The sequence below is a fragment of the Verrucomicrobiota bacterium genome (assembly GCA_016200005.1).
Classification (GTDB): Bacteria; Verrucomicrobiota; Verrucomicrobiia; order Limisphaerales; family PALSA-1396; genus PALSA-1396.
Map to the genome: position 1 here is coordinate 14112 of JACQFP010000020.1, position 26021 is coordinate 40132.

Annotated in this window: 21 protein-coding genes and 1 tRNA gene; 11 read left to right on the top strand and 11 right to left on the bottom strand. The window is 57.3% G+C overall.

Annotation, left to right across the window (positions count from 1 at the left end; translation table 11 throughout):
• Positions 1 to 3: 3 nt before the first annotated feature.
• The 9 genes from HY298_06235 to HY298_06275 form a co-directional block, all read right to left on the bottom strand.
• Positions 4 to 1566: a type II secretion system protein GspD gene (locus HY298_06235; protein ID MBI3849875.1), complete on the bottom strand. Its 1563-nt coding sequence runs from the start codon at positions 1564 to 1566 to the stop codon at positions 4 to 6.
• Positions 1567 to 1822: 256 nt separating this feature from the next.
• Positions 1823 to 2293: a hypothetical protein gene (locus HY298_06240; GenBank protein MBI3849876.1), complete on the bottom strand. Its 471-nt coding sequence runs from the start codon at positions 2291 to 2293 to the stop codon at positions 1823 to 1825.
• A gap of 14 nt (positions 2294 to 2307) precedes the next feature.
• Positions 2308 to 2886: a hypothetical protein gene (locus HY298_06245; protein ID MBI3849877.1), complete on the bottom strand. Its 579-nt coding sequence runs from the start codon at positions 2884 to 2886 to the stop codon at positions 2308 to 2310.
• Between the two features lies 1 nt (position 2887).
• Positions 2888 to 3565: a hypothetical protein gene (locus HY298_06250; protein ID MBI3849878.1), complete on the bottom strand. Its 678-nt coding sequence runs from the start codon at positions 3563 to 3565 to the stop codon at positions 2888 to 2890.
• Between the two features lie 9 nt (positions 3566 to 3574).
• Positions 3575 to 4648, bottom strand: coding sequence for a pilus assembly protein PilM (gene pilM / locus HY298_06255; protein MBI3849879.1), 1074 nt, complete (start codon positions 4646 to 4648; stop codon positions 3575 to 3577).
• Between the two features lie 154 nt (positions 4649 to 4802).
• Positions 4803 to 5711 (bottom strand): LysR family transcriptional regulator, encoded by a 909-nt coding sequence (locus tag HY298_06260; GenBank protein ID MBI3849880.1) that lies wholly within the window; start codon positions 5709 to 5711, stop codon positions 4803 to 4805.
• 825 nt (positions 5712 to 6536) lie between these two features.
• Positions 6537 to 6782, bottom strand: a complete 246-nt coding sequence (locus tag HY298_06265; GenBank protein ID MBI3849881.1) for a GAF domain-containing protein — start codon at positions 6780 to 6782, stop codon at positions 6537 to 6539.
• Between the two features lie 1655 nt (positions 6783 to 8437).
• Positions 8438 to 9892: a phospholipase gene (locus HY298_06270; GenBank protein MBI3849882.1), complete on the bottom strand. Its 1455-nt coding sequence runs from the start codon at positions 9890 to 9892 to the stop codon at positions 8438 to 8440.
• Positions 9893 to 10350: 458 nt separating this feature from the next.
• Entirely contained in the window at positions 10351 to 11634 is a 1284-nt protein-coding gene (locus HY298_06275; GenBank protein ID MBI3849883.1) for a hypothetical protein, read from the bottom strand.
• Between the two features lie 342 nt (positions 11635 to 11976).
• Here HY298_06275 and HY298_06280 point away from each other — a divergent pair, with 342 nt between their 5' ends.
• From HY298_06280 to HY298_06300, 5 genes are all read left to right on the top strand, one after another.
• Positions 11977 to 13278: a neutral/alkaline non-lysosomal ceramidase N-terminal domain-containing protein gene (locus tag HY298_06280; protein MBI3849884.1), complete on the top strand. Its 1302-nt coding sequence runs from the start codon at positions 11977 to 11979 to the stop codon at positions 13276 to 13278.
• Between the two features lie 214 nt (positions 13279 to 13492).
• Positions 13493 to 14155: a TetR/AcrR family transcriptional regulator gene (locus tag HY298_06285; GenBank protein MBI3849885.1), complete on the top strand. Its 663-nt coding sequence runs from the start codon at positions 13493 to 13495 to the stop codon at positions 14153 to 14155.
• A gap of 21 nt (positions 14156 to 14176) precedes the next feature.
• On the top strand, positions 14177 to 15400 hold the full coding sequence (locus tag HY298_06290) for an efflux RND transporter periplasmic adaptor subunit (protein MBI3849886.1): 1224 nt from the start codon (positions 14177 to 14179) through the stop codon (positions 15398 to 15400).
• Entirely contained in the window at positions 15397 to 18519 is a 3123-nt protein-coding gene (locus tag HY298_06295; GenBank protein MBI3849887.1) for an efflux RND transporter permease subunit, read from the top strand. The genes HY298_06290 and HY298_06295 overlap by 4 nt, the downstream gene beginning before the upstream one ends.
• A gap of 130 nt (positions 18520 to 18649) precedes the next feature.
• Positions 18650 to 20485 carry a glycoside hydrolase family 31 protein gene (locus tag HY298_06300; protein ID MBI3849888.1) on the top strand — a complete coding sequence of 612 codons (1836 nt, stop codon included), beginning with the start codon at positions 18650 to 18652 and terminating at the stop codon, positions 20483 to 20485.
• Between the two features lie 160 nt (positions 20486 to 20645).
• Here the strand turns inward: HY298_06300 and HY298_06305 are convergent.
• A tRNA-Tyr gene (locus HY298_06305) sits at positions 20646 to 20731 on the bottom strand.
• A 175-nt stretch (positions 20732 to 20906) separates the two neighbouring features.
• Between HY298_06305 and HY298_06310 the strand changes: the two genes are divergently transcribed.
• The 6 genes from HY298_06310 to HY298_06335 all read left to right on the top strand — a co-directional run bounded on the left by HY298_06310 (position 20907) and on the right by HY298_06335 (position 24333).
• Positions 20907 to 21131 (top strand): hypothetical protein, encoded by a 225-nt coding sequence (locus HY298_06310; GenBank protein MBI3849889.1) that lies wholly within the window; start codon positions 20907 to 20909, stop codon positions 21129 to 21131.
• A 114-nt stretch (positions 21132 to 21245) separates the two neighbouring features.
• Positions 21246 to 21779, top strand: coding sequence for a bifunctional pyr operon transcriptional regulator/uracil phosphoribosyltransferase PyrR (pyrR, locus tag HY298_06315; GenBank protein MBI3849890.1), 534 nt, complete (start codon positions 21246 to 21248; stop codon positions 21777 to 21779).
• Complete coding sequence (locus HY298_06320; GenBank protein MBI3849891.1) at positions 21776 to 22717, top strand: aspartate carbamoyltransferase catalytic subunit; 942 nt, start codon at positions 21776 to 21778, stop codon at positions 22715 to 22717. The genes pyrR and HY298_06320 overlap by 4 nt, the downstream gene beginning before the upstream one ends.
• Before the next feature lie 155 nt (positions 22718 to 22872).
• Positions 22873 to 23460, top strand: coding sequence for a methyltransferase domain-containing protein (locus HY298_06325; protein MBI3849892.1), 588 nt, complete (start codon positions 22873 to 22875; stop codon positions 23458 to 23460).
• A 79-nt stretch (positions 23461 to 23539) separates the two neighbouring features.
• Positions 23540 to 23923, top strand: coding sequence for a hypothetical protein (locus HY298_06330; protein ID MBI3849893.1), 384 nt, complete (start codon positions 23540 to 23542; stop codon positions 23921 to 23923).
• Entirely contained in the window at positions 23920 to 24333 is a 414-nt protein-coding gene (locus HY298_06335; GenBank protein ID MBI3849894.1) for a PIN domain-containing protein, read from the top strand. Before HY298_06330 ends, HY298_06335 begins: the two co-directional genes overlap by 4 nt.
• Positions 24334 to 24441: 108 nt before the next feature.
• Here HY298_06335 and HY298_06340 read toward each other — a convergent pair whose 3' ends face one another.
• On the bottom strand, positions 24442 to 25842 hold the full coding sequence (locus tag HY298_06340) for a spore maturation protein (protein MBI3849895.1): 1401 nt from the start codon (positions 25840 to 25842) through the stop codon (positions 24442 to 24444).
• Positions 25843 to 26021 lie beyond the last annotated feature (179 nt).

Genomic DNA, 26021 nt, shown 5'->3' on the forward strand with positions numbered 1-26021 from the left:
GGATTAATTCTTGAGGTTTTGCTCGTGTTCGATGGCCCGGTCGCCGGGAATGGGCTTGCTCCAATCGAGGGGTTTGGCGCTGTCCCAAGCCGTCGGTTTCAGTTCAGGCTCTTCCACGAACGTGCTCTTGAGGAAATCGGTTCTGGCCGTGACTTGATAATCATCCTCGGTCACAATGGTGGGCGTGATGAAGATCATCAGGTTGTTCTTCTCGCGAGTTTTGCTCTCCGAGCGGAAGGCCCAGCCGAGCACCGGAATATCACCAAATACCGGCACCTTGGTGTAGGTCTTGTTGGAGTTGTTCTTGACCAGTCCGCCCATGACCAGGGTATTGCCGCTGGGGATGAGCACCTGCGTTTCGATCCGGCGAATGTCATATTCATCTGCCTGGTTGATGGTGCCGGCGACGGTTTTGGTAATGGTGTTGAAAACACTGGAGACTTCCGGAATGACTTTCAGGTTGACGAAGTCGTTGGCCGAAATACGGGGTGTAACTTTAAGGATCGTGCCCAGGTTGGTGTAGGTGACTTGCGAGCCGCCCGGCGAACCTTGTGTGCCGGCAGTCGTCGCGAAGATCGGCTCAGCGCGCGTCACGGAAAGAATCGCCTCCTGGTTGTCAAGTGTCACGGCTCGCGGAGTGGACAACACTTGGGCGTCGGCGTCGCTGTTGAGGAACGAGAGCACTGTTTTAACGCCATCCGCATTCAAGAAGGCCGTGTAAGGTGTCAACCCGCCCGAGGTGCTGACGATGAACTTCGACGGGTCTTGGAGAAGACCGCCAATCGGTGCCGGGCTAATGGTGCCGGGTCCGCCTGAGCCAGGTGTGGAGGGCTGATTAGGGGCGGCGGATCGCTGCGCATTGTTGCCCAGCGAGAGGTTTTGCGCCTGGAGTGTGCTGGTCCAATCGATGCCCTTCTTGGTTTTCGGGTTCGAGGAGGTTTCCACCAGCTTGGCTTCGATGAGCACCTGTTTGGTCGGCGTGTCGAGTCTCTCCACGAGTTCATCCACTCCCAGCATTTCTTTTTCCGTGGCGAGGACGACCAGTTGGCTGGTGCGGACGTCGCCAATCACCTTGCTGCGTTTGTCAATCAGGTTGGCTCGCACGACCGACTCGATGTTCGTGGGGCTGGCGAATTTGAGCTGGATGATCTTGGAGATGAGGGGATCGGGCAAGGCCGGGTCTTTGACCGTGATCCGGGCGATCTGGGTTTTTGGGTCTTCAACGATGATGAGGTTGTAATTGTTGAGGACGGCGGTAAGGGCCTGTTGCGCGGTCAATTTTTCCCAGCGGATGGAGATGGTGGGCTGGGGGATCACTTTGCCATCCGGCCCCACGGTGCCAAACGAAACCTTGGGATCGAGGATGTAGTTCAAGTTGGCCTGGCGGGCCAGGTTTTTGATGGCGTCAATCAAACCGACATCATCCATCACGATCAGAGGGATCACCTCGTTGGGATCGTGCGGAGCAGCGTTGGTTGGAGTGGCGGCGGGTTTGTCTTGGGTCCAGCCGACCGTACTTCCGGCAAGAAGCCCAGCGAGACTCAGGAGGATGAGTTTTGATTTCATTTATTTTTTGGTTTTAGTTACTGATGCTTGGTTTTAGTTTATGTGTTCACGATCCGTTCACAGATATACGGCTTCTTCATTACAGTTTTTAGCAACCCAGGTGCCAGTGCTTGTGAAGCTTCCCGAATGCACCGGCGGTGAATCAAAATGCCCTATTTCCCGACCTTGTTGTCCACCAATGTGACAACATCAGTTGGTCCAACATTTCATTTTGCATCTGTGCGTCACACGATGTGTGTAATGTTGCCGCGCAGATTTACAACCCTTTTCGCAGTTCTCTGTGCTCGCCTGTACTCACGATTTCGACTGCGACTGATACCGGAGGACGGATTTCCAGACACCGAATCTTGACTTTTCCGGCAGGCGTCGGGACATCTCCTTCTTCACCGATTCCGAAGGTGCGTCCGTTGATGATGGCAAGTGGTTGGCTGACCGTGCCCGAGAATCCTTGCAGGACCAGATATCCGGCGCCGGCTGCCGCACCGGGTTTCGGCTTTTCGACCGGAGTGATGGAGCGCAATGGGAAAAAAGGATCCTTGCCGCCTCGTTCGTCAAATTCAGATTTGGGGAAGGCGGTTTCATGTTCGGGAGGTGGGTTGGTGACAACGGCCGTTGCGGGCGCTTTGGGAGGCGCGGCTAACGAACCGAACGCACAGCCCAGGAGGCAGACCAGACTTGCGCAGCCACGCAGCCAACGGCCATTGATCCGAAGCGGGTAAGGGTTCATTGGTTGGCAGTTTATCATGAGCCAGTAGGTTTGACCAGCGATACGATTTCCATCTTGAAAGCGAGTTGCTCGCTTTCTCCCGGAGTGGAAGAAAGGTTCGGCTGCAATTCCAAGTTCTGAACGCGCATGTAGGGGAATTGGTTTTCGAAGTCAGCCACAAACTTGCCAAGGTCATTGTAGTACGCGATGCCCCGGACGATGTACGTGACTTGTTTGTACGGGAAGTTGGCCAGCACGTTGACCTCGCTGGGCGGCTCGGGGCTGATTTGCGGGATATCCACCTTGTAGCGCAACTGGAACTCCCGGAGCATGAGCACGAACCAGGAGAACAGATCACCCGTGGCCATGCCGCTCTCGATGGCGCCAAGTTTTTGGGTCGCTTCTTTCAGATCGCTTTCGATTTTGTCCGCCGCATCGACGGCTTGCTGGACTTTGCTCAGCCGCTGTTGGGCCTTGCCCAGGTTTTGCGAAAGGTCCTTAAGTTTGGCTTTTTGCAAATTGATGATGCCATACCATACGCCGGCGATGGTCAGCAAGGTGGCCAATACCACCAGGATGAGTTGCTGCCGCTTTTCTTTGGAGAGTTTATTCATGTCAACGGGTCTTGTCCGGGTAACGGCATTCGAGGGTAAACAGCACGTGGAGTTTGCCCGACACGCTGTCAATTTGCGGCGACGACAAACTTGTCAATTTGATATTGGTGTCGTTGGTTTTCCCAAGCGCCTCCTGAAAATAGGACGAATTGGCCAGCGTTTCCTTGAATTTGTTCAACTGTTCGGCTCGTGGACTGAAGTCCTTGCCATCGAGCACGAGCGTGATCTTCTCCGTGACGCTGGCCGGCTTGCCTTTGATGACCCGGGTATCATTAGTCTTGTCCTTGACTTCAGCGTTTAAGATATATTGCTGCATCACTTTAAGGTGGACGAGTTGAACCTCATCGACGGTGGTTCGTTGCAGTGCGTTCAAGGGATTGCCGATGAGAAAACGGTTGCTGGCCAACTGCCGCAATTTGGCGACCTTCTCCTCGGTTTCTTCGAGTTTCTTCTTATTATTGATGACCTGTTGGTACTGGCTTTCCTGTGATTTTGATTTGGTTTCAAGACCGCTTAGTTTTTCGTTGTCTCGCATGATCTCGATCTGGAGCAAAACGCACCAAATCACCACGCCGGCAACCAGCACCCCCGCACCCCACATGGCGCGCTTGACCGGGTCACGGCGGCGCAATTCTTCGAGCGCTTGCGCTTCCGAGAGCAGATTGAGACGTATGGGCATAATCTGATGCTAATATGCGCCGACTGCGGCACCCAGGGCAACGGCCAGTTGCGGCGCCACTTGTTCAGTCTCCGCCATCTGTTGCGGCGGCAGTGAGAGTTTCAAAAAGCTGGTTGGATTCCAGCCTCTACAGGGAGCCGTCAATTCGGCTTGGAGCGCCCGCACGATGAATTCCGAACGGGCGGAGCCGCCGGAAATAAAAACCTGGCTCACCATTTTGTCCTGCTGATGTTCAAAAAAGTCAATCGAAGCGCGCAATTCACGTCCGAGCGGCGTCAGCAAGGATTCCAAATTAGATTGGACTTCAGAGGGCATGCCGACCTTGATGCCCTCGGCTTCGGCATAGCTGATGTTCAGGGACTCTGCCAGGCCACTGGTGAGTTTGTCTCCGCCAATCGCCACGACCCGGCTCAACACGAGGCTGCCTTCCTGCAGCAGGCAGATGGTGGAGTTCTTGAAGCCGAGGTCCACCAAGGCCACTACTTCGCGCGCGAAAACTTCCGGCATCGCCATTTCAAATGCATTCACCGGCCCGATCAATCCGGGGACGATCTGATCAGCCACCAGATTGGCGCCTTTGATGGCAGCTTGCAGGTCTTCAATGAGTTGTTTTTTTGCGCCGCCCACCAGCACTTTCAGCTTCGCCGGGCCGGGCGCCGTTTTGCCGCCCTCCGGCGGCTTGGATTCTTCGCGGGTCGGCAAGATATGGCAGTCGAATACATGACCGGGCAATTCCTGTTGCAAATAGTTCTTGGTATTGATTTTGAGGATCTGACGCATGTCATCCACCGGCAGGTGGGGCATTTCCGCGTGGCGCACGATGGATTCGTTCACGCCGATGGCCAGCACGACGAGTTTGGTGTTGGTTTCCAAGGCCTGGCTGACACTCTTCAAGTGTTCGGTCAACAATTCGGCGGAAAGATTTTTTTCGTAAATGGGAGCGTCCAGCAGGGCGTAGCGCAGTAGCGTAAAAGAGTCTCCTTTGCGCTGAATGTGGACGGCTTTGGTGGTGCGCCCGCCCAAGTCAATCGCCACTATCTGTTCTCGATTTTTTGCACGGCTGCTGAAAAACGGCAACGCCATAAGCGAGTTCGTATACAATTCAAATCTGCTTGGCAAGTAACATTACACGTTTTTTTCAAAACGTTTTTGTCGTAGAAAATGTTCCGGCACCCGGAAATTCGGGCGCGATCGAAAACTGGTGGAGCGACGAACGTGGCTTCGCCCGCGCCACATTTTATTTTCGCGCGTCACTCGCTTCGTTCGCTTCTGCGCCCGCCAGACTGTTCGCCCGTTTTTGCAACTCATCAAGAAAGGCTTGGATGACCGGCGTCGCTTTGCCCTGCCACAGAGCGCCCATGACGACCGGCGGAAAGCCTTCCAATGGAAGCGCGCGCACTTGCGGCGAAAGTTTGGCATGCGGCACAGCGATCGAAAGCCCAATGCCATAACCGTTGGCTACGTAAGGCTCCACCAGGATCAATGAACCCACTTCAATCCGGGAAAACCAATCAACTTCGAGCCGGTTCAGGCCCTCCTGAAAGTTTTTCAAGATAGCTTCATTGGCTTGGAGGCAGATGAGCGTTTCCTCGATTCTATCTTGTTGCCACAGTTCTTCAGCGGAGCGCAGCCGGCTGCTCTTTTGGACCAGCAGCACCAGCGGCAATTTGAGCATTGGCAAAGCGTGGACGCCTGCGGGCGGCTTGCCTTCGATCACCGTCACGGCCAGATCCAGCTCGCGTTTTTGCACCCAGGCTTCCAGTTGCGGCTGGTAACCGGTGCGCAGCGTCACTTTCAGATTCGGAAATTTCCTTCGCACATTTTCCAGAGGCGTGGGCAAATGGTCACGCAACACGATCTCCGACGCGCCAATGCGCACGTGTTGCGTCGCGTCGCCGCGCAGTTTGCTGGTCATGCTTTCCAAATTGTCGAAAAACGGCTGGATGAATTTGTAGAGTTCGTCGCCGGACGGCGTCAGGGCGAAAGGACGCCGCTGAAACAGGGTGACGCCGAGGAATTCCTCCAACTGCAAAATTTGTCCGCTGACGGCCGGCTGCTGGATGCCGTAGGGAATTTTGCGCACCGCTTCGCTGATGCCGCCGTGCCGTGCCACATAGTAGAACAGCTCCAGATGATGGATGTTCATTGGTTCAAGTGATGACGCGCATGTTTTATCACTTAACATGCGTAAGGCAAGCTGAGTTACTGGGCACATCTGGAGCGAGAACTAATCAAATCCCAGTCGCCAAACTTGTTGCATGCCTTTGATCGTTGCCGGGCAGTTGTTGGATCACGGGCAGGGTTGACAGGTGGATGGTGCATTGGTTGGATACATCCCATGTCAACTCGAGGCTGTGTGGTCCTGGCGGCAAATGCTGCCCTGCTGGGTCTGCTTTCAATATCTGGGCGCTCCACCGCGGCAGGATTTTCCACGGAGTCAGGGAGTCAAACCTCCGCGTCGAAGATTGACATTGTTCTTGACGAAAAAACCGGTGACGCCGAGGAGCGCGTCGCCACGGTTCTTCACGATCGTATCCTCAAACGGAGCCGGGTTGGCGTGCAAGTAGTGCGCGCGCCGAAGGAGGACGCTGACCTCCGTATTTACCTGGGCCGGGCGGGCGCGGGTGGATCGTTGGACCAATTGTGCTCAACGCACGGCGTCAGTGTACCGGGGAAGAAGCGTCCGGCACCGGAAGGTATTGCGGTGAAAACCATAATCGTGGGTCGGGTGCACAGCATCATTGCCGTCGGTGCCGACCAGCGTGGGGTGCTGTATGCGGCGGGTGAAATCCTCCGCCAAATGACTTACGAACCCGCTGCGGTGAGAGTCGGTGAGATCAACGTCGCTACGCCACCGGCCTATCGATTTCGCGGGTCTTCCGCCAACCAGGGCGGCACCATGATGCAGATCACCGGCGCGCGTTCCTGGACTCCACAAGAATGGCAGGATTACGTACTGGATCTGGCGCTGTCAGGCGCCAATTGCTTTTATGCGGGCGGTGCGCAGTTCGACTTTGTCAAATCGTTTGGGATGATGACCGTGACAGGTTGTCGTCCCAACGAGCTTACCGGTTTTCCGAAAGAGTGGCAGGCCACCGAACGTGGCAACTGGGTGTGCCCTTCGATACCGGCGGCGCGCAAAGCGTTGCTGGAAAAGTGGGACAAGGATTTTGCGCGGCGACCGGACGACGACGTCTTGCGGTTCTATGCCGGTGATCCCGGAGGATGCCGTTGTCCTCGTTGTGAGCCGTGGGGGAAGACGTTTGTACTATTATGTGAGGAGGTGGCGAACCTTTGGCTGAAGTACCACCCGAATGGCGTCGTTCAAATCGCCAATCAGGATCTCAGTAACGCCGGGGATCAGGCGATCTTTGATTATCTAAATGAAAAGCCGAGAAAGTGGCTCGAAGGCATTGCGTACGGACCTGGCAGCAGCGCCATGTCCAAATATTTCCGCAATGAGCTGCGGGAAGATCTTTTTGAGTATCCCGGTTCAGGTCCGGTGAATCGGTATTTGGCTGAGATACTGAATCAACTTCCCCGCTACCAGCACATCACCCATTATACCGACATCACGCACTGGATCAGCGCGCAATACCAGGTCGCGCATCCGGAACCAAACGTGGTGAAGATTTATGGCCGCCGCACCTTTCATGCGCGGCCCAGGGCCTTCTACGCAATTTTCCAGGCCATCATGCCCTTTTCCGAGGGCGATATTATTTATTCGGAGGGTTACCACGATGAGTTCCATCAGTACCTGTGGAATCGTCTGCTGTGGAATCCCAACCGCACCCTTGAGGATGTAATGGATGAATACTGCCGGCTGCACTTTGGTCCCGCTGCCGTCGCCGACATGCGCGGGGCGCTTTTCCAACTCGAACAAAACCTCGAATTGCCGCTGGAGGCCAACGAGGGAATTGATCGGTACTATTCTTTGGTCAAACAGGCCGGATCGAAGATCCCCGGGAATCTGATGCAGATCGATCATCGCTGGCGTTTGCACATGCAGAAAGCCGCGTTGGACAAGTATTTTCAGTTGAAGCTGCGCGCCGAGCAAAATCAGAAGGAGAAGCTGACCCGTGCGCTGGCTTCTTCCCAGGAGACTGACGCCAGGATTGCAGCCGCCAAGGCAGTATTGGGTCAACCGCTCGAAACGCCGGCCATGGTCGCCCTCCGCGAGGAAGCTGGTAAGCTCGGCGAAGAAAGCAACCAGAACTTCGGTGTCCGGAACGTTGGTTACTTCTCGATGCAGAAACCTTTGACCGACCTTGCGTGGAGCGCGAAACAGGTGGAGCGCGCCGCGGCCGCGCCGGAGGCCCAACGCGCCGCCATTCTGGAAAGTCTGATCGGCTACGAGTCGGTTGGGGCGGGCAGCTTTTATGATGACGCCGGTAATCCGGCGCGGCAGCCGCATTTGACCAAGGGCGCATCGTTTGATGGGAGCGCCATGTTGGATCCGAACAATCGTCCCAGCCAAAACACCCTGGCCTACAACCTGGAGGAACCCATCGGCGTGGTGTTCCGCTATACCGGTCTGGATTCCGCAGCTTCGTACAAGGTGCGGGTGACACTTGTGACGCTGCGTGTCCCCAGAGGGCTGACGAATATTCCGACCTCCCCGCGCCGGGTTGAAAACATCCTCGCCAACGGTCAATACATCGCCAAAGACATCGAGTTGCCCGAATATACGGCCAAACAATTCGAATACGATATTCCCAGGAAGTTGATCGAAGGCGGCATTCTGGAACTGGCCTTCGAGCGCGGACAAGGCTCGATGGGCACTGCCGTGTCAGAAGTGTGGTTGCTCAAGCAGTAGGCGTGACCCGGTAGTGGCACAGTTTGAAGTCTTACGACTCGCCATGCGCCCCGGTCTCAGGTCACCGTCTTGCCCAGCGGAGTCCGACTGATCTTGCCGGGTGTAAGGTCGTTGCTGATGCGGAACACGGCGGCGTCCACCATCCGTTTCATTTCGATGTCCACCATCAACGTCTCGTTTGGCCGCAACGCGCGTTCGAGGGCATCGAGGTCTGACTTGAAATTCAGCGTGCGGTAGAAAGCCAGGGCATCCGGGGATTCCTTCGGACGCGCCTCGATGCGGAAACCGAACTTACCTTGAAGTTTGGGCTGGCGCAGTTCGCGATCTATCACGTCCCAGTTCAAATAATATGTCAGTTTGCCGGGATCGCGCCGGTTGCGCTGGCGGTCCACGAAGAACCCTTTCGGCAATTCCTGTTCGCTGTAGCGCGGGCCGGCGGTCAGGTATAAATCGTAATCGGACAGCGTCTGGCCGCGATCATCCCGCAACCGGACGATCACCTGGGCGCAGTGGTCGTTTGGAAATTCGCGCGTCCAGAACAACGTCTTGTGTTCCTCGACGCGTTCGGCCTGCTGGGTTTGTTCCGTCAATTGCGCCAGATTACTCGCGACCTTGGCGTAGTTTGCCGGCGTCGTCACCCGCAGGCATTGGACAACCCACTGCGCCGTTGGATGGTCGCGGGAAATGCCGCGTTCCTTTGCCACTTTCGCCGGGCGCAAGCCGTCCGACGACACGCTGCGGATGATGCCGATGTCGTCGCCCGAATGGGCCAGTTTCGGCAGGATGCCGAAGGCCGTGGGCTTGGAGCGCCAGACGCGCTTGGGCTTGAGGTCGCCGGCCTCATCCTGGACGAGTTCGAGCAGGCTGTAATTGAGATTCGCGGCGGCAACGCGCACCACTCCGTCCGAACCCATTTCATCTGTGTAGCTGTTCAATACGTCGTAGAAGCTGCGGTCAATAGTCTGTCCGACGAGCACGAAGGGGAAAAGCCCGTTCCCGACGCAGTCATAATCGAGCCAGGTTTCGTTCAACGTCCAGGCCGCTCCGCTGCCCAATTCAAGCCAGTCGAGCACGCGCTCGCCCGGCTCGGCGCCCTCGACGAAGAACTTCATGCGCGACAGCCGGCTCTTGCCGAGTTGCGCCAACGCCGAGCCGTGATTGGCCGGGGCCAGCATGACAAGGTGGCTGAGCGGACAGTCGCCAAGCGACTTGCGGTAATACAAATCAATCCAGTTGCGGATGACCGGTCCGCCGGTCGAGTGGGTGATGCAAGCCAGGCGTTCGCCGGATTTGAGTTTCTTGCCGAGTTGGTCGCGGATGGCCTGCTCGAACGCCCGCGAAATGTCGTCCAGCGTGACCGTGTCGTCGAAGCTGATGTAGCGGCCGAGGTACACGTTGGACACCGTGAAAGGTTTTCCGTCCGGGCCGGTTTGCGAGGCGAGGTAGCGGGGCAGGCCGCCGTAGGTGCCGGTGTCGCGCACGCTCCAGCCGTGAACAAATATGACAATCATAATGCGGAAAGGATTAGTTTCTACCGCTTGGAACTTCGACGGAAGAAAACTCTTCCGACGAACTTTGTAAAGGTGTTTGTTCCTGGGGATAATTGGTAGCGGTGCAGTTTGAAGTTTTACGACTCGCCCGATGGCCGTGTGCAAGCACCAGCCGGGAAGACCGGATTCACTTTCAATCAATCGCCAGCCGTAGTCGGGAAATCGCCGCTAACATCCGGCAACCTGACCAGTCTGGTCATCGAGCTCAAGCCGCAAACCCGAAGGTGAACCGCGCGAGCGGGAAAGTCCCGTTGGGTCAATAGAGTTGAGGGGCAACGACGCCGCATCCTGATCCGCGCCGCGGATAAACCATGAGCAATCTGTTCAATGCCCAGGACCCATTCATAAGTCCACGCACCGCCGCAGGAAGCGGCGACGGCTGAGTGAGGTGTCGTTGAGTTTCATGTTTCGATGTGGATTCATTCGGAGACCCTGAAGAGCCGGCCATCACCTGGCGCGAGCTTGACCTCGACGACGCGCTTTCGGTTGAGCGTCCTGCCCCGAGTCCACTGGCCGGTCTGGCGATCAAGCTCCTGCAATTTCCGTCCCGGAATCATCACCGTGACCGTGGCCGTCTGCGCCTGCCGATAATCGCGGTTGACGATCATGAATGACGAGGGCCGCCCGTTCTTGCCAAACACGCCGACTACGAACTCACCTTTGCCCGCGATCTGCACCGAGCCGGGCTTGGGCAGCGCCTCGGCACCGTAGGGCAGCGGGGCGGTGTGGTATGCGCCCAACGACTCCAGTTCCATCAGCGCTGGTCCGAACTTGGCGATCTCTTTGTTCAGGGCGACCACGGGTTGCAGCAACGGCGCAGGCTGGCCATCTTGATAAAGCCCGTTGTAAGCCTTCGGCCCCCAGTAGGTGAAATAGCTGATGCCCCGTCCGCCGTAGGCCATCGTCGTAAACACCAGCCAGCGCATTGCATCGGCGTTTGGCAACCGCCACGATTTCTCGATGGTGTCCGCCTGAATGATGTTTAGAAACGGCTTGCCGGCTTCGAGTGCGGCGAGACGGATCAAGCCGAGGTTGAGAAAATACTCCTTGCCGTCCGATGCTTTGAAGAAGTGATAGTGGTCATAGCTGATCAAATCCGGTTTGACGATTTCCACGAACTGCTTGAGATGCTCGCGATAACGCAACACGATCTTGTCGCTCGCGTTCACGCCGGTGAAACCGGTCGGATACCCAACACGCGCCCGCTCGGCCTTCTCGGCGCTGACGCCGAGTTGCTGCTCGTTGGCGTAAGTGGGAAACAGGTTGATGTAAGCGAGATGCTGCGGATCGCGTTCGCGCAAGTACGCGACCAGCCTGCCCAACCCGGCAAACGCGCCAGCGCCGGGTTCGTCGGTGAGGAAATACGCTTCGAGCGCCGGATGATTTTTCACGCGCTCAATGAGCGCATCGAGTTCTGTGCGCTTGGCGGCGTCATTCAGTACGTCGGGTTGCAACAGGCCGCTCTGAAGCATCGCGCGCAAGTGGTGTCGTGCGGCGATGTCCAGGCCCTCGGGCGGAGTCCAGGTCAGATTGAAACCCTCAGCCGCCACTCGCGCCAGCGCCTCATCCGTGGCGGGCGGCGGACACCAGAAGGTGATGATGAACTGCTTCTGCGTCCAGCGCGTGCCCGTGGCCGGTGGTTCACCACGAACGGCTGGACCTGCGATTGTCAGCAGGAGCGCCATGAGTATCAAATGCTTCATAAGCAGAATGGGTTGACTGCCTCCCGGACTCTACAAGGATCCGACCGCGTGGCATAGGAAGAACCTCTCAAAAAATGGGCAGTGGTGCAGTTTGAAGTTTTACGGCTCCGCCGTCTCCTTGCCCTCCATGATCGCTTTGCAACTTGTCGTGATGGTATCACCGTGGTCACCAACCTGAGTGCCAAGCTCCGTCCGCTCCCAAGTCAGCGTCTGGGCGATGCGTCGCCGAGGCTGTGGAGATTTTGTCGGGGCCTTCCTTGTGACTTGCTCTTCGCACTTTTGGGGGTTAGAAGTTTCTTTGTATCACTAGAAACCAGACATCATAGCGAAAGGACCAACGCCATGACTCATCCCTGCTCCATTACCGCCGCCCTCTGTCTCGCGTTCCTTTTGTCCGCCGTCCCGGCTAAAGCGCTAGAGGTCGGCGTGGCCAGTTGCGACATTACGCCGGACGTGAAGGGACACACGGTGCCCATGGCCGGTTACGGCGCGCGCAAGGGTCAACCCTCCACAGGTGTGCACGACCCATTGCACGCGAAAATTCTTTTGCTGCGCGATGGCAGGCAGTCGATGGCGTTGGTTACGTGCGATCTCCGGTCCGTTACGCCTCAGCTCAAGCACCAAACTCTCCGGAAAATATCCGATCTCGGCCTCACACCGGACACTCTTTTCCTGTGTGGTTCACATACCCATGACGGCCCATCGATTTTTCCTGAGAAGTTTTGGGAACTGCAATTCGGCAAGTGCGACCCCGCGGTCGTTGACGCCATGAGCGGCGCCATTGCGGGCGGACTGCACGCCGCCGCCAAGAACCTGGCGCCGGCACGCGTGGGTTTTGGTTCTGAACGACTGGAAGGGTTTACGCATAACCGACGTTGGGGGTACGACAACGAAGCCCGTAAGGCCGCCGGCGAAACGCCCGCGATAAACCCAATTCTGTCCGTGCTGCGTGTGGACGGCAACGATGGCAAGTGCCGTGCATTGCTGGTCCACTTCGCCACGCACCCGACAATTCTGGGCGCGTCGAACATGCTGATGTCCGCCGAATGGCCCGGCGTCTTGCAGCAGTCACTTGAGAGCGCGTTCCCCGGCGCGGTGGCGCTTTACTGCAACGGTGCCGAAGGTGACCAATCGCCCGCCGGCGCCCAGGGCGCGGACGAGTTTGCGCGGGTCAAGGATTTTGGGACGCGTCTCGCCCAGCGCGCGCAAACGGTCGCGCAGAGGGTCAAAACCAAACCGAACCAACCCATCGGCATCGTGCGGATCACGCCGGACCTGCCGCCCATCGAGTTCAGTCCCGGCGCCCGGAACGGAGCTTACAAATCTTACGAGCCGCTCGCGCTGGAGGCGCTTCCCAAGCAGGCCGAAATTCAGGTGCTTCGAATTGGCGATACGGCATTGGCCGGCCTGCCCGGCGAACCGATCTGCGAAGTCGGCATGGCCACGCAGAAACAGGTCGCGGCCGCCGGATTCAAAAATGTTCTGGCCATCGGACTGGCAAATGATTACCTCGGTTACATCGTCAACGAGAAGGAATATCCCCATGCCGGCTACGAAGTGGACACCCGCTCCTACTACGGCCCTGGACTGGGCAGCTTGCTCGCCTCCAAAGCCGGCGAAGCCGCGGCGAAACTGTCTCGTTAGTTGGTTGGTTGAAATGATCTGCGCTGTTAGCCAGGTTGCTTCCAGCTTGTCTCTGCGCTGACTCGGTGGCAGAGGACCCGCCGGGCTTATGTTTGGCATTCCACGGCCCTGCAGACTTGAGCTGCTTGCTTTGAACAGTCCGGGGGCGGTAGGCGTCGTGCAATCATAAGTAACTTGACAGTTACTTAAGGTATCCATTTAGTTACGTGCAACAATGCGCGGCGCACTCCCAACCAAGACCCGGAAGCTCAAGGGAACGGCGCGCGATCCCGCGCGCACGCAGGAGCGAATCCTGGTCGCGGCCTTGCACGAATTCGCGGCCCGCGGTTTTGCCGGAGCGCGGGTGGATTGCATTGCCCGCCGGGCCAGGATCAACAAGCGGATGCTCTACCATTACTTCGGCGACAAGGATGGTTTGTTTCGCGAGGTGTTGCGACGGAAAATCGCGCAACGGGCTGCCTGGGTGTCCTCGTCGCCGGACGACCCCGGCGAGAGTCTTCCCTACTGGTTTGATTTGGCGCGGCAGGACATCGACTGGATCCGGCTGCTCGAATGGGAGGCATTGCAGGTTGGCAATGGCAGGGTGATGGATGAAGAGGCGCGCCGCAAGGCGAGTGCTGTGGCCGTGGACAACATTTCCCGTCGCCAGGGAAGCGGTCATCTCTCGGGCGAACTGGATCCGCGTCATTTGTTGCTGGCGATGATTTCGCTGACGACTTACGCGCTTGCGTTTCCTCAAGTGGCGCGATTGATCACCGGCCTGTCGCCGGACAGTCCGAAGTTTTGCAAAGAGCGGACGGAATTCCTTCGCCGGCTCGGCGCGACTCTTCGTCCGGTGAATTGTTCCGCTCATCGGAACAGCAATCCAGGCAACTAGACTCTCAGAGGGCGCAAACACATGAAACCAAACAAGTTTTCCAATGTTCAAAAGGGCCGGTTCTCCGCTCGTTTAGGTATGCGGCGGCAGTTCTTCTTTCGTGGCCTTACGCTGTTGTTGGTGAGTGTTGTCGCGTTCCTCAGTGGCTGTTCACCCAAGCTATCGCCGGACGCGAAGCAGGGGGGCGGACAAACGCGACCGCCCGTGCCGGTGTTGGTCGCTCAGGCGATCGAGACCAACGTGCCGGTGCAGCTTCGCGCCATTGGCAATGTGCTGCCCTATTCCAAAGTGACCATCCGATCACAAATTACCGGCCAGTTGAAGCAAGTGCATTTTCGCGAAGGACAGGAAGTGAAGCTGGGCGACCCCCTGTTCACGATTGATCCGCGCCCGCCGCAGGGGGCGCTCGAACAGGCCAGGGCCAATCTGGCGCGTGACCAGGCAATGTTGGAAAACGCGCGCATTGAATTCGAGCGGCAGAGGAAATTGTTCGATTCGGCTTTGATCTCGCGAGACGAATTCGACAAGGCGCGCGCCAATCGCGACGCATTGGAGGGGACCGTGCTGGCCGACCAGGCGGCTATTACCGGCGCCGCATTGAATGTCGAGTTTACCTCCATTCGTGCACCGGTCGATGGCGTCACCGGCAATCTCCTTGTCAGTCCCGGCAACATCGTCAAAGCGCCGGATGACGCCATGCTGACGGTCAACCAGATTCATCCAATCTATGTGTCGTTTACCGTGCCGGAGCACTTCCTGCCGCAGATCAAAAAAGAGATGCTCGAGAAAACGCTCAAAGTGGAAGCGACGTTTCAAAAGATGAGTGTCCCGCCGCAGCGCGGAGACTTGACGTTTATCGACAACGCGGTTGATCCAACGACGGGCATGATTCAACTCAAGGCGACGTTTCCAAACGAGAACAGCGCGCTTTGGCCCGGTCAGTTTGTGCAAGTGTCGCTGACTTTGTCCGAGCAGCCGCATGTGATTGTTGTTCCCTCGCAGGCCATCCAGAATTCACAAAAGGGTGAGTTTGTTTTCGTGGTGAAGCTGGATCAGACGGTGGAAATGCGCACGGTCGTCACTGGCATCACCCGTGACGGTGCCACTGTGGTGGAAAAAGAATTGAAGGCCGGCGAAACCGTGGTGACGGACGGTCAATTGCGATTGGTGCCGGGCGCAAAGGTGAACGTCAAAGCGCCCGACGCGCCAGTCAAGACCGCTACTGCGCAAACCAACTCACCATGAACGTGCCCGAACTATTCATTCGTCGGCCGGTCATGACGACGCTCGTCATGTCAGGCATTTTGTTGTTCGGCATCATCAGCTATCGTTACCTTCCGGTCAGCGATTTGCCCAGCGTGGATTACCCAACCATCCTGGTAAGCGCCAGCCTGCCCGGTGCCAGCCCGGAAACGATGGCTTCGGCCGTGGCCACGCCGCTGGAAAAACAGTTCTCGACGATTGCCGGCATCGATTCGATGACTTCCGTCAGTGCGCTCGGCCTCGCGCAGATTACGATTCAGTTTACGCTGGAGCGAAGCATCGATGCCGCGGCCCAGGACGTGCAGGCAGCCATCTCCAAGGCAACGCGGCAGTTGCCACCCGAGATGCCCACACCGCCGACTTACAACAAGGTCAACCCGGCGGATCAGCCGATTCTTTATCTCGCTCTGACTTCGCCGACACTCCCCTTGTCCACCGTGGACGAATACGGGGAGACGATGATGGCGCAACGCATTTCAATGGTGGACGGCGTTGCGCAGGTTTCTGTCTTCGGTTCACAACAATACGCCGTGCGCGTGCAACTCGATCCCAGCGCCCTGGCCTCGCGCGGCATCGGCATCGACGAAGTGCACAACGCCATCGCGTCTGGCAACGTGAATTTGCCGACCGGCACGCTCTATGGAAAACATAAAGCGTTCACCGTTCAGGCGACCGGCCAGCTTACCAAAGCCGCCGACTATCGCCCGCTCATTGTGGCCTATCGCAATGGTCGCCCCGTGCGTTTGGAGGAACTGGGGCGAGTGGTGGACAGCGTGCAAAACGACAAAGTGGCCAGTTGGTATAACGACACGCGGGGAATCATCCTATCCATCCAGCGCCAGCCCGGCGTCAACACGGTGAAAGTGGTGGATTCCATTCGCAAGTTGCTGCCGCAATTTCACGCTCAGCTTCCCGCCTCGGTGGACATCAACATTCTCTATGATCGCTCGCAATCGATCCGCGAATCGGTCGCTGACGTCGAATTCACCTTGCTGCTAACAGCTTGCCTGGTCGTGATGGTGATTTTCCTCTTCCTGCGGAATCTCTCCGCCACGGTGATTCCCAGTCTGGCAGTGCCGATGTCGATCATCGGCACGTTCGCGGTGATGTATCTGCTCAATTACAGCCTCGACAACCTCTCACTCATGGCGTTGACGTTGTGCGTCGGCTTCGTGGTGGACGACGCCATCGTCATGCTGGAAAATATCGTCCGTCACATGGAAGCAGGCGAGCCGCCGATGACCGCCGCCCTCAACGGTTCGCGCGAAGTCGGTTTCACAATCATCTCGATGACCTTGTCTCTCGCAGCGGTATTCATCCCCGTGCTTTTCATGAGCGGGATCCTGGGACGGTTATTGCATGAGTTTGCCGTGACCATTGCCGTGGCGGTACTGGTTTCTGGTTTCGTTTCATTGACGCTGACGCCGATGCTGTGCAGCCGGTTCGTGCGGCCGCCCAACAAGCAGAAGCACGGGCGCGTGTACGCGGCATCGGAGCGGTTTTTCGAGGGGATGCATCGGACTTACGACCACAGCCTCCAGGCGGTCATGCGCCACAGAAGGGCGACCTTGTTTGTCTCAGCCGTGGTGCTGGTGGCGACCGCATATTTATTTGTGGTGATTCCCAAAGGGTTTTTCCCGAATGAAGATACTGGACAAATCTTTGGGATAACGGAAGGCTCTCAAGGCATTTCCTTCGAGTCCATGCGCGACCATCAACTGGCAATTGCCAGAATTGTGGGCGCGAACACGAATGTAGCGAACTATACTTCATCCATCGGCGCGGGTGGCCCGACGGTTTCGGCAAATAGCGGTCGCATTTTTCTCCGTTTGAAGCCGCGTTCGGAACGTCATCAAAGCGCGGACCAGATCATTCAGGAATTGCGGCCCAAGCTGGCCAGCGTGCCTGGCATCCAGGTGTTTCTCCAAAACCCGCCGCTGATCCGGATCGGCGGCACATTTACCAAGGCGCTTTACCAATTCAGCCTTCAGGGGACTGACTCAAAGGAGCTTTATCATTGGACACCGCTGTTGATGGAGAAGATGGCCGAGTTGCCAGGCTTTCAAGATGTGACCAGCGATTTACTGATCGCCAATCCGCAGGTCATGGTGGAGATCGACCGCGACAAGGCATATTCACTGGGTGTGGCTGCGGATCAGATTGAAAATGCCTTGTATGATGCTTACGGCCAGCGTCAGGTCTCGACGATTTATACCGACATCAACGAATACTGGGTCGTGATGGAAGTGGAGCCAAAGTACCAATCTGATCCGGATGCGCTTTCGCAACTCTACATCCGCTCTTCCACGGGTAAACTCATCCAGCTCAGCGCGGTGGCCAAGCTTGCTCGCACCGTCGGTCCGATGACCGTGTCGCACCAAGGACAACTTCCGGCCGTTACTATTTCATTCAATCTGGCGCCGGGCGTCTCCCTCGGGACTGCCGTGGAGCAAATGCAAAAGCTGCAAAGCGAGATGCATCTGCCGGCGACGGTGAGCGCCAGTTTCCAGGGTTCCGCTCAAGTTTTTCAATCGTCGCTCAAAGGGCTTGGCGTGCTGCTGTTGATGTCAATTCTGGTCATCTACATCATTCTCGGAATTCTCTACGAAAGTTTCGTCCATCCGATCACGATTCTGTCCGGCCTGCCTTCCGCCGGCTTCGGCGCCTTGCTCACGCTGATGATCTTCGGAATCGATTTGAACATCTACGCGTTTGTTGGGCTGATCATGCTCGTCGGCATTGTGAAGAAAAACGCCATCATGATGATCGACTTCGCCATCGACGCGCAGCGTAAAGGCAAACCTGCGTATGACGCGATTTACCAGGGCTGCCTGCTGCGTTTCCGCCCGATCATGATGACGACCATGGCGGCGTTGATGGCCACACTCCCGATTGCACTCGGCTTTGGCGCCGGCGGAGAATCGCGCCGGCCGCTCGGACTTACGGTGGTGGGTGGACTGGTGGTTTCTCAACTGCTGACGCTTTATATCACCCCGGTGGTTTATCTTTACCTAGAAGGAGTTCGCGAATGGATGGCGCGGCACACCCATCGTCGTCGCGTTGCGTCCAGCGGAGCTGCCACGCCGGCGCCAGCGGGTTAACCTGAGCATTCAGATTGCAGCTACTCGGTCGCTTGATTACTTTCGCAGAGATTAAAAGTCCGCAACACGATCCTTGATTCGCCAGATGGAAAATGCACCTGTCAAAAAGAAACGTGGTTGCTTGTTCCGCATGTTCAGAGCGACTTTCGTTTTGCTCTTCCTGCTGGCAGGTTTTGTTTATTTCATTTACGTCCTGCCGTTCTGGGGCATTCCGTTCAACGGCTCGCGCCATGGTCGCGTGCCGCTGACACCGCCGTGGGCCTTGGAATGCTGGCTGTGGGAGGACGACGTGAACAACGAGGCTTACGTGAAGGAGTTGCTGGAAGGTTACGCGAAGTACGACTTTCCAGTGCGCACCATCCTCATCGACAGCCCGTGGAGTTGGCGTTACAACGACTTCAAGGTGGATGAAGACCGTTACCCTGAACCGGAGAAGTTCTTCCGCGGCTTGCAGGACCAGGGATATCGCGTCGTCCTCTGGATGACTTGCATGGTGGACAGTCATAGCAAGGATACCAAGGTCACCGACTCTCAGGCTTTTTATGACGAGGCGCGGTCAAAGGGTTACCTGGCAGCGCGAGGCGAGCAGTGGCGCTGGTGGAAAGGCAAGGGCGGGTTCATCGACTACACCAACCCCGATGCCATGAAGTGGTGGCATGGAATGCAGAAGCAGGTGTTGGACTGGGGCGTGGACGGCTGGAAGCTGGATGGCTGCGACACTTTCTTCTCCGGCAAACTCGGGAAGCTCCCCGTGCCGTTCAACCGCGTGCACTCCGGCTGGATGACCACGCGCCAATACATGGACCACTACGCCCGCGATGAGTACCAGTACGGACTCACCCAGAATCCCGAGTTCGTGATCATGGTCCGCGCGATGGATCGCCCTTGGAGCCATCCCGAAGGCTTTTCGCCATTGGACGCGGCGACCGTGACGTGGATGGGCGACAATCAACACACTTGGAAATACAAGGACCGCGGGATTGAAGAAGCCATCACCGACATCCTGCTCAGCGCCAAGCTCGGCTATTGCGTCACCGGCAGTGACATCGCCGGCTACAATGGCCGCAGCAATCCGGACGACATCGGCCCGGCGACGGCCGCGCTCTTGTCCTCCTGGAAGCCGAAGACGAATAGCGGAGGCCCGACCAGCGCTGAGTTTGGCACGGCTGCCGGCAAGGATGAAATTGCGCCCAACATTTATATTCGCTGGGCGGAGTTCTCGACGTTCTGTGGATTCTTTCTCAACGGCGGGCACGGTGAGCGCCGCTTGTGGAAGCGCACGCAGCCAGAGCTTGAGATCGTCCGTAAATTTTCCTGGCTCCATACCGAGATTGTTCCCTACATGTATTCGCATGTTGTGCGATGCCACCGCGGCGACAAGCCGCTCATCCGGCCGCTCACTGAAGGGAAGTTCCAATACTTGTTTGGCGAGGACTTGCTCGTGGCGCCGATTCACGAAGACAAGCTCATGCGCACGGTTTCATTGCCCTCGGGCGGTTGGCGTTATTTCTTTGACGACCACGCTGTCCTCCAAGGCCCCTTGCAAATAACACGCGACTTTCCGCTCGACGAGTTCCCGGTGTTTGTCCGCGATGGCGCCGTCGTGCCGCTGAAGGTCAAGCGCCCCTACACGCGATTTGGGGACCAGGACTCCGCGGAGTTTATGACTTGGATCATCTACCCCAAAGGCCGGAGCGAATTCACGCTGTTCCATCCCGAGACGCATCCCAACCCGGAAAAGACCACCGTGAAGGTGGACTCCGGCAAATCGTTGAAGATCGAATTCACCGGGAAGCGCGAGCCTCACATCCTTCGTATTATTTCAAAGCTGAAACCCGTCAGCGTCAACCTGGACGACAAAGACCTGCCCGAAGGAAGCGCCTGGAAGTTTGATGCAGCAGACCAGCGGATCATCATCAAGACGCGTGACTACGGCGAGGGCAGGTACGCGATTTCGTGGGAGTGATCCGTTTGTTTGTCATGGGATCTCAGCGGGAGATTCTGAAATCACGTTTCCCAACCAAGAATTACTAATGACAACCTTTTGTCTCATATGAGACAAAAGGTTGTCATGCGTGGTCGGGGCGGTCGAGGCTGAGAAAGAAACCCAGCAGCAGGAAATTGGATGGTGGTAGGTGATGGATTCGAACCATCGAAGGCGTAAGCCAGCAGATTTACAGTCTGCCCCCGTTGGCCACTTGGGTAACCTACCGCCGCAAATCCGTTTGAAGCGGACGGGGATTTAGCCAAACTCACCTGCCACCCTCAAGTTCAAAGTTTTGAATTTCCGCCGCAAATCGTTGCCGGCGCTCCTCTCAAATTAAGATTGTCATCGGGCGACGGAATGGTTACGTTCCTGTGTCGAAAGCGACCGTGTGTTCTTGACTATGGCCAACGAAACGAAAGAGCTGCCTGTGGGCGATGACTTGCTGAAAAATTCCTCGCTCTATCGCGAGTTCCAAGCCGAGCGCGAGGAGATTTTGAAGCATAAATGGATCGAATCGGAAAAAGCCGGACGTGACATCGGATTCGAACGCGCTTTGATCGATTGGATCGTGAAACATCGCGCCAAGTGGCGGAAAAGCCGGCAGACGAGCGGCCACCAAAACTGATCGGCTGGCGTCGTCTCCTTTAAGGCAGCCCGGTGAGGTTGCGAAGGAAAGCCATGAACGAACTCATTCTCAGTGGGCGAACTGGTTCGCAGGGCGGGCCGGATCGCTTTTTTTATGTCTGAATCCACGCTCATCCTGAATGCTTCCGCCGTTGAGCGCGCCCTGACCCGCATCGCCCATGAAATTGCCGAGCGCAACGACCTCAGTGCGGAAGTGGCGCTCGTCGGCATCCAGCGTGGCGGGGTTTATCTCGCTCAACGGCTCGGCACAATTTTGAGCGGTATCTGGGGGCACGCGGTGCCCACCGGCAGTCTCGACGTGAGTATGCACCGGGATGACCTCGATCAGCGGATGACCCCTGACGTTCATCCAACCCAAATGCCATTCGACCTCAACGCCAAAACCGTGGTGCTCGTGGACGACGTGCTTTTCCGCGGCCGCACCGTCCGTGCGGCGATGGATGCCCTCAACGATTTTGGCCGCCCGCAAAAAATTCAACTGGCCGTGCTCATCGACCGCGGCCATCGCGAACTGCCGATCAAGGCCGACTTTGTGGGCAAAAATGTGCCGACGGCGCTCACTGAGAATGTCCGTGTGCAACTTCAAGAAACCGACGGCAAGGACGAAGTGTGTCTCGAAAAGAAATGAGCTGGAACCGCAAACATCTGCTCGACATCGAATCGCTCACCGCGGAGGAGATCATCACCGTGCTCGACACGGCCCGCGCCTTCAAAGCCGTCGGCGAGCGCGCCATCAAGAAGGTCCCGGCGCTCCGCGGAAAGACCGTCGTCAACCTGTTCGTTGAACCGTCCACCCGCACCCGAATAAGTTTCGAGCTGGCGGCGCAACGTTTGACGGCGGACGTCATCAATTTCTCGGCGGAAGCCTCCTCGTTCAAAAAGGGCGAGACGCTCAAGGACACCGCCCGCAATCTGGAAGCGCTCAACGCCGATATCATCATCATTCGCCACAGCGCCACGGGTGCGCCGCATTTTCTCTCGCGCTTTCTGAACGCCAGTGTGATCAACGCCGGCGATGGCGCGCATGAACATCCCACACAGGCGTTGCTCGACACCTTCACCATCCGCGAAAGGAAGGGAAGCATCGCCGGGTTGAATGTCACCATCCTGGGCGACGTGCTTTACAGTCGGGTGGCTCGCTCGAACATCTGGGCGTTGTTAAAACTTGGCGCCAAAGTAACACTTTGCGGCCCGGCCACGCTCGTGCCGCGCGTCTTTGAACAAATGGGTTGCCGCGTCACTTACGATGTGGATGAAGCCATCGCCCAAGCCGACATCATCAATCTGTTGCGCATCCAGCATGAACGGCAGCGCAAAACAATGTTTCCCAGCCTCGGCGAATACACCAGTCTGTTTGGATTGAACCGGGCGCGGCTTTCGCGCGCCAAGCCGGATGCCTTGATCATGCACCCCGGCCCGATCAATCGCGGTGTGGAAATTGACAGCGATGTCGCCGATTGTGTCCGTTCGGTGATTCTGGAACAGGTAACCAACGGTCTGGCCGTGCGCATGGCGGTGTTGTTTCTGGTCAACGGCGGCAAAGGCCCGCAGGAAGTTTCCGCCTAAACTTTTCTCTGGCGCAGGGACCGCAGATTGGATTAGTGTGTGTCCGTTCACGATGCCGGTTGCCGAGGACGAGCGGCAAGGGATTGTCACCTCAGGGCAGGACTGAGGGGCAAGTCATGGAGTTGGCGGTTAACTATGAAATCGATTTCAATCCAATGGAAACACCGTTGCTTGCCAGACTGAGCGCCACGACTCTGTTCCTCCAAGAATGGGTCAACGATCCACGTCAAATCGGGGCGATTGCGCCTAGTTCCAAGAATCTTGCCGCCGCCATGGCGCGCTGGTTGCCGCCCGAACCGGATTCCTACGTGCTGGAGCTTGGCCCCGGCACTGGCGTCGTCACCCGGGCAATTCTGGAACGCGGTCACGCGCCGGATCGATTGGTCGCCATTGAAAAATCTCCGAAGATGGCGGAACACCTTCGCGAGCAGTTTCCCGAAACCCACGTCGTTACCGGCGACGCGCTCGACCTGGACGACGTATTGAAAATGCAGGTCAATCAATCCAGAAACGTCGCCGTGGTCTTTTCCAGTTTGCCATTGATGAACTTCGAGCCGGAAACCGCTGATCGCCTCGCCAGAAAAATCCGCGCCGTTCTGCGTCCGCGCGGTCGCTACGTTCAATACAGCTATCACATCGGCAAACGACAGCCGAACGCCGCCGCCGCCCATTTCCGTCTCATTGCGTCCGAGTGGGTGTTGCTGAACCTTCCGCCCGCGCGTGTGTGCGTTTACGAGAAGTAGATGACTGCCAGCGCAACCCTGCTCGGGTCGGTCGACCAGAACGCCCAGTCAATCAATTGTCGAGCATTCAGTTCCGTGTGTGAATGCCGGCAGATCCGCGATACAGCTTGCGATTCATCAAGACTCCCATGACGCTCCAGGTTCAGTCGGTATTGGTTTCGGTCATGGCTTTGGTCTTGCCATTTGGCATGCCATAAACTATTTTAGCCTCATGATTGAGACAGTTACCATGGACCCGGCGGGCCGGATTGTGTTAAACAAGCGGCTGCGTGGAAAATTGAACCTGAACGGCCCCGCCGTTTTTCGCGTCGATGCATTGGGAAACCGGATCGAACTGGAATTGATCCCTTCAAAATCTGTGTCCCGCCTGAGGAAGAAAGGTCGGCTGTTGGTGCTCGCCGGCACCGGTAAAAAGTTCAATGCCGTCGAAGCCATCGAACAGGCGCGGGCGGATCGGGAATGAAGGATTTTTTTGATTCGTCGATTTTGGTCGCGGCACTGTGCGAGGACGAATCGCATCACGCGGCCTGTAGCGCCGCACTCAATCGTGCGCGAGGCGGATGTTATTCACTCCATAGTCTGGCGGAGATTTACAACACCTTGACCGGCAAGCTCGGCATTCCTCCTGCCGACGCCCGGCAAGCCATTGACAAAAGCATCGTCGAACTTCTCGACCCCGTTACGTTGTCGCTTTCAGATTATCTGAAGGCGATTCAATCCGCCGTTCCGATCGGCAGCCGGGGCGCCGCCATTTACGATTTGCTGCTGCTCGCGTCCGCACGGAAGGCGGGCGCGGAAAGAATCTACACCCTCAATTTGCGCCATTTTCATTTTTTGGCTCCCGATTTGAAGCCTATTATTGTTTCTCCTTGAACGCCCGCTGGCCCACGAACAGCCGCCGTCCGCCTTGAAAGCCATTGTAACCGATCGACCGTCGGAAACGGGATTCCAACGCTGAAAGCCGCCTTCCCACGTCGGCGGCTACGCCGGAAAAACCAATCGGCAAATAATGACCGAAGCAATGATTCCCACCAAGTCTGCCGTCAATCCCGCCAGCACCGCGTATCGTGTGCGCCGCACGCTCACCGCGCCGAAATAAACTGCCAGCACATAAAATGTCGTTTCCGTGCTTCCGTAAATCGTCCCCGCCATGCGCGCAATCAAGCTGTCTGGCCCGAATTGCTTCACCAGTTCTGTGAAAATTCCAAGCGACCCGCTGCCGCTCAATGGCCGCATCAAGGCCAGCGGCAGCAAGTCGGATGGGAAGTGCAAAACATCCATCAGCGGCTTGAGCCACGCTGTGATCAACTCAATGCCGCCGGCCGCGCGGAACATGCCGATGGCCACCAGGATCGCCACCAAATACGGCACGATGCGAATCGCCACCTCGAACCCTTCCTTCGCTCCGTCCACGAATTCTTCATAGACCTTTACCCGCCGCAGTGCTGCGTAAAGCGGAAATGCCGAAAGCAGAAACGGAATCGAGAGTTTGGAAATCGAATCTACCACCCGGACAAAAGTTGTTTGCGCCGCGGATTCGGCGGACAACTCCAAACCCAACACACTCGGAAACGCCAACCGCAGAAACAACACAAGGAAGAAAAACGCGTACGAGGCGAGAATGACGCCGCCCCACCATCGCAGCGGTTGCAACGTGGCTGCCTCCTTGACGGCAGCTCTGTCAGTCTCTTGATTGGTAGCAGCCGACGTCAGTCGGCTCTGACTGTTTCGGATTTCAGAGTGAGCCTCGTTACCTCGGCTGCTACCCGATTCATCAGCGCGGGGTGCTTCCGCCAACCGGAATATCGGCAACCGGCTGAGAAACTTCGCCATCGTCACGCCGCAAAAGCACGCGCAGGCCGTGGCAATGATCGCCGTGCCCACGATCGCCGTTGGGTTGGGGGATTTGTTCGCGGCCAGAATCGCGATGGCTGTGACCGGAATGAGCTGCACGGAACTGGTATTGATCGCGAGAAAGGTGCACATCGCATTCGTCGCCGTGCCGGGACGCGGGTTGAGCGATTCCAGGTCCTTCATTGCGCGCAGGCCGAGCGGCGTGGCGGCGTTGCCCAGACCGAGCATGTTCGCGGCGATGTTCATCAACATCGAACCCATCGCCGGATGATCGGACGGGACATCCGCGAAAATTCGGCGCATGACGGGCCGCAGCGCGCGTGCGAGCAACGTCACCAGCCCCGCGCGTTCGGCCACGCGCATGATGCCGAGCCACAGCGCCATGATGCCGATCAGCGGAAACGCCGTCTTGACCACCGCGAACTCGGCCATCTCGAAACTTTTGTCGGCGACCTCCTTGAGCCGGCCGTCCCAACCGCCGATGAGCACGGCGCCCACGACCAGTCCAAGCCAGATGTAGTTGAGCATCGCGACGAGGCTACAATCGAAAGGGAAAGTGGGAAAGTGGGAAAGTGGCGCGCGAGAAAACTTCAATTACCCAATCACTCAAGCACCCAAACAACCAAATACCCAACTGTTTCCAGGCCCAATACTTTGCGCCGCTCGCGGTTTGGGCGTTTGTGTTTTGGGTGCTTGGATTTTGGGTG

Excerpts from the sequence above, each read along its gene's own strand:
- HY298_06235 (MBI3849875.1), bottom strand. The coding sequence starts at position 1,566 with ATGAAATCAAAACTCATCCTCCTGAGTCTCGCTGGGCTTCTTGCCGGA.
- HY298_06240 (MBI3849876.1), bottom strand. The coding sequence starts at position 2,293 with ATGAACCCTTACCCGCTTCGGATCAATGGCCGTTGGCTGCGTGGCTGC.
- HY298_06245 (MBI3849877.1), bottom strand. The coding sequence starts at position 2,886 with ATGAATAAACTCTCCAAAGAAAAGCGGCAGCAACTCATCCTGGTGGTA.
- HY298_06250 (MBI3849878.1), bottom strand. The coding sequence starts at position 3,565 with ATGCCCATACGTCTCAATCTGCTCTCGGAAGCGCAAGCGCTCGAAGAA.
- pilM (MBI3849879.1), bottom strand. The coding sequence starts at position 4,648 with ATGGCGTTGCCGTTTTTCAGCAGCCGTGCAAAAAATCGAGAACAGATA.
- HY298_06260 (MBI3849880.1), bottom strand. The coding sequence starts at position 5,711 with ATGAACATCCATCATCTGGAGCTGTTCTACTATGTGGCACGGCACGGC.
- HY298_06270 (MBI3849882.1), bottom strand. The coding sequence starts at position 9,892 with ATGATTGTCATATTTGTTCACGGCTGGAGCGTGCGCGACACCGGCACC.
- HY298_06275 (MBI3849883.1), bottom strand. The coding sequence starts at position 11,634 with ATGAAGCATTTGATACTCATGGCGCTCCTGCTGACAATCGCAGGTCCA.
- HY298_06280 (MBI3849884.1), top strand. The coding sequence starts at position 11,977 with ATGACTCATCCCTGCTCCATTACCGCCGCCCTCTGTCTCGCGTTCCTT.
- HY298_06285 (MBI3849885.1), top strand. The coding sequence starts at position 13,493 with ATGCGCGGCGCACTCCCAACCAAGACCCGGAAGCTCAAGGGAACGGCG.
- HY298_06290 (MBI3849886.1), top strand. The coding sequence starts at position 14,177 with ATGAAACCAAACAAGTTTTCCAATGTTCAAAAGGGCCGGTTCTCCGCT.
- HY298_06295 (MBI3849887.1), top strand. The coding sequence starts at position 15,397 with ATGAACGTGCCCGAACTATTCATTCGTCGGCCGGTCATGACGACGCTC.
- HY298_06300 (MBI3849888.1), top strand. The coding sequence starts at position 18,650 with ATGTTCAGAGCGACTTTCGTTTTGCTCTTCCTGCTGGCAGGTTTTGTT.
- HY298_06310 (MBI3849889.1), top strand. The coding sequence starts at position 20,907 with ATGGCCAACGAAACGAAAGAGCTGCCTGTGGGCGATGACTTGCTGAAA.
- pyrR (MBI3849890.1), top strand. The coding sequence starts at position 21,246 with ATGTCTGAATCCACGCTCATCCTGAATGCTTCCGCCGTTGAGCGCGCC.
- HY298_06320 (MBI3849891.1), top strand. The coding sequence starts at position 21,776 with ATGAGCTGGAACCGCAAACATCTGCTCGACATCGAATCGCTCACCGCG.
- HY298_06325 (MBI3849892.1), top strand. The coding sequence starts at position 22,873 with ATGGAAACACCGTTGCTTGCCAGACTGAGCGCCACGACTCTGTTCCTC.
- HY298_06335 (MBI3849894.1), top strand. The coding sequence starts at position 23,920 with ATGAAGGATTTTTTTGATTCGTCGATTTTGGTCGCGGCACTGTGCGAG.
- HY298_06340 (MBI3849895.1), bottom strand. The coding sequence starts at position 25,842 with ATGCTCAACTACATCTGGCTTGGACTGGTCGTGGGCGCCGTGCTCATC.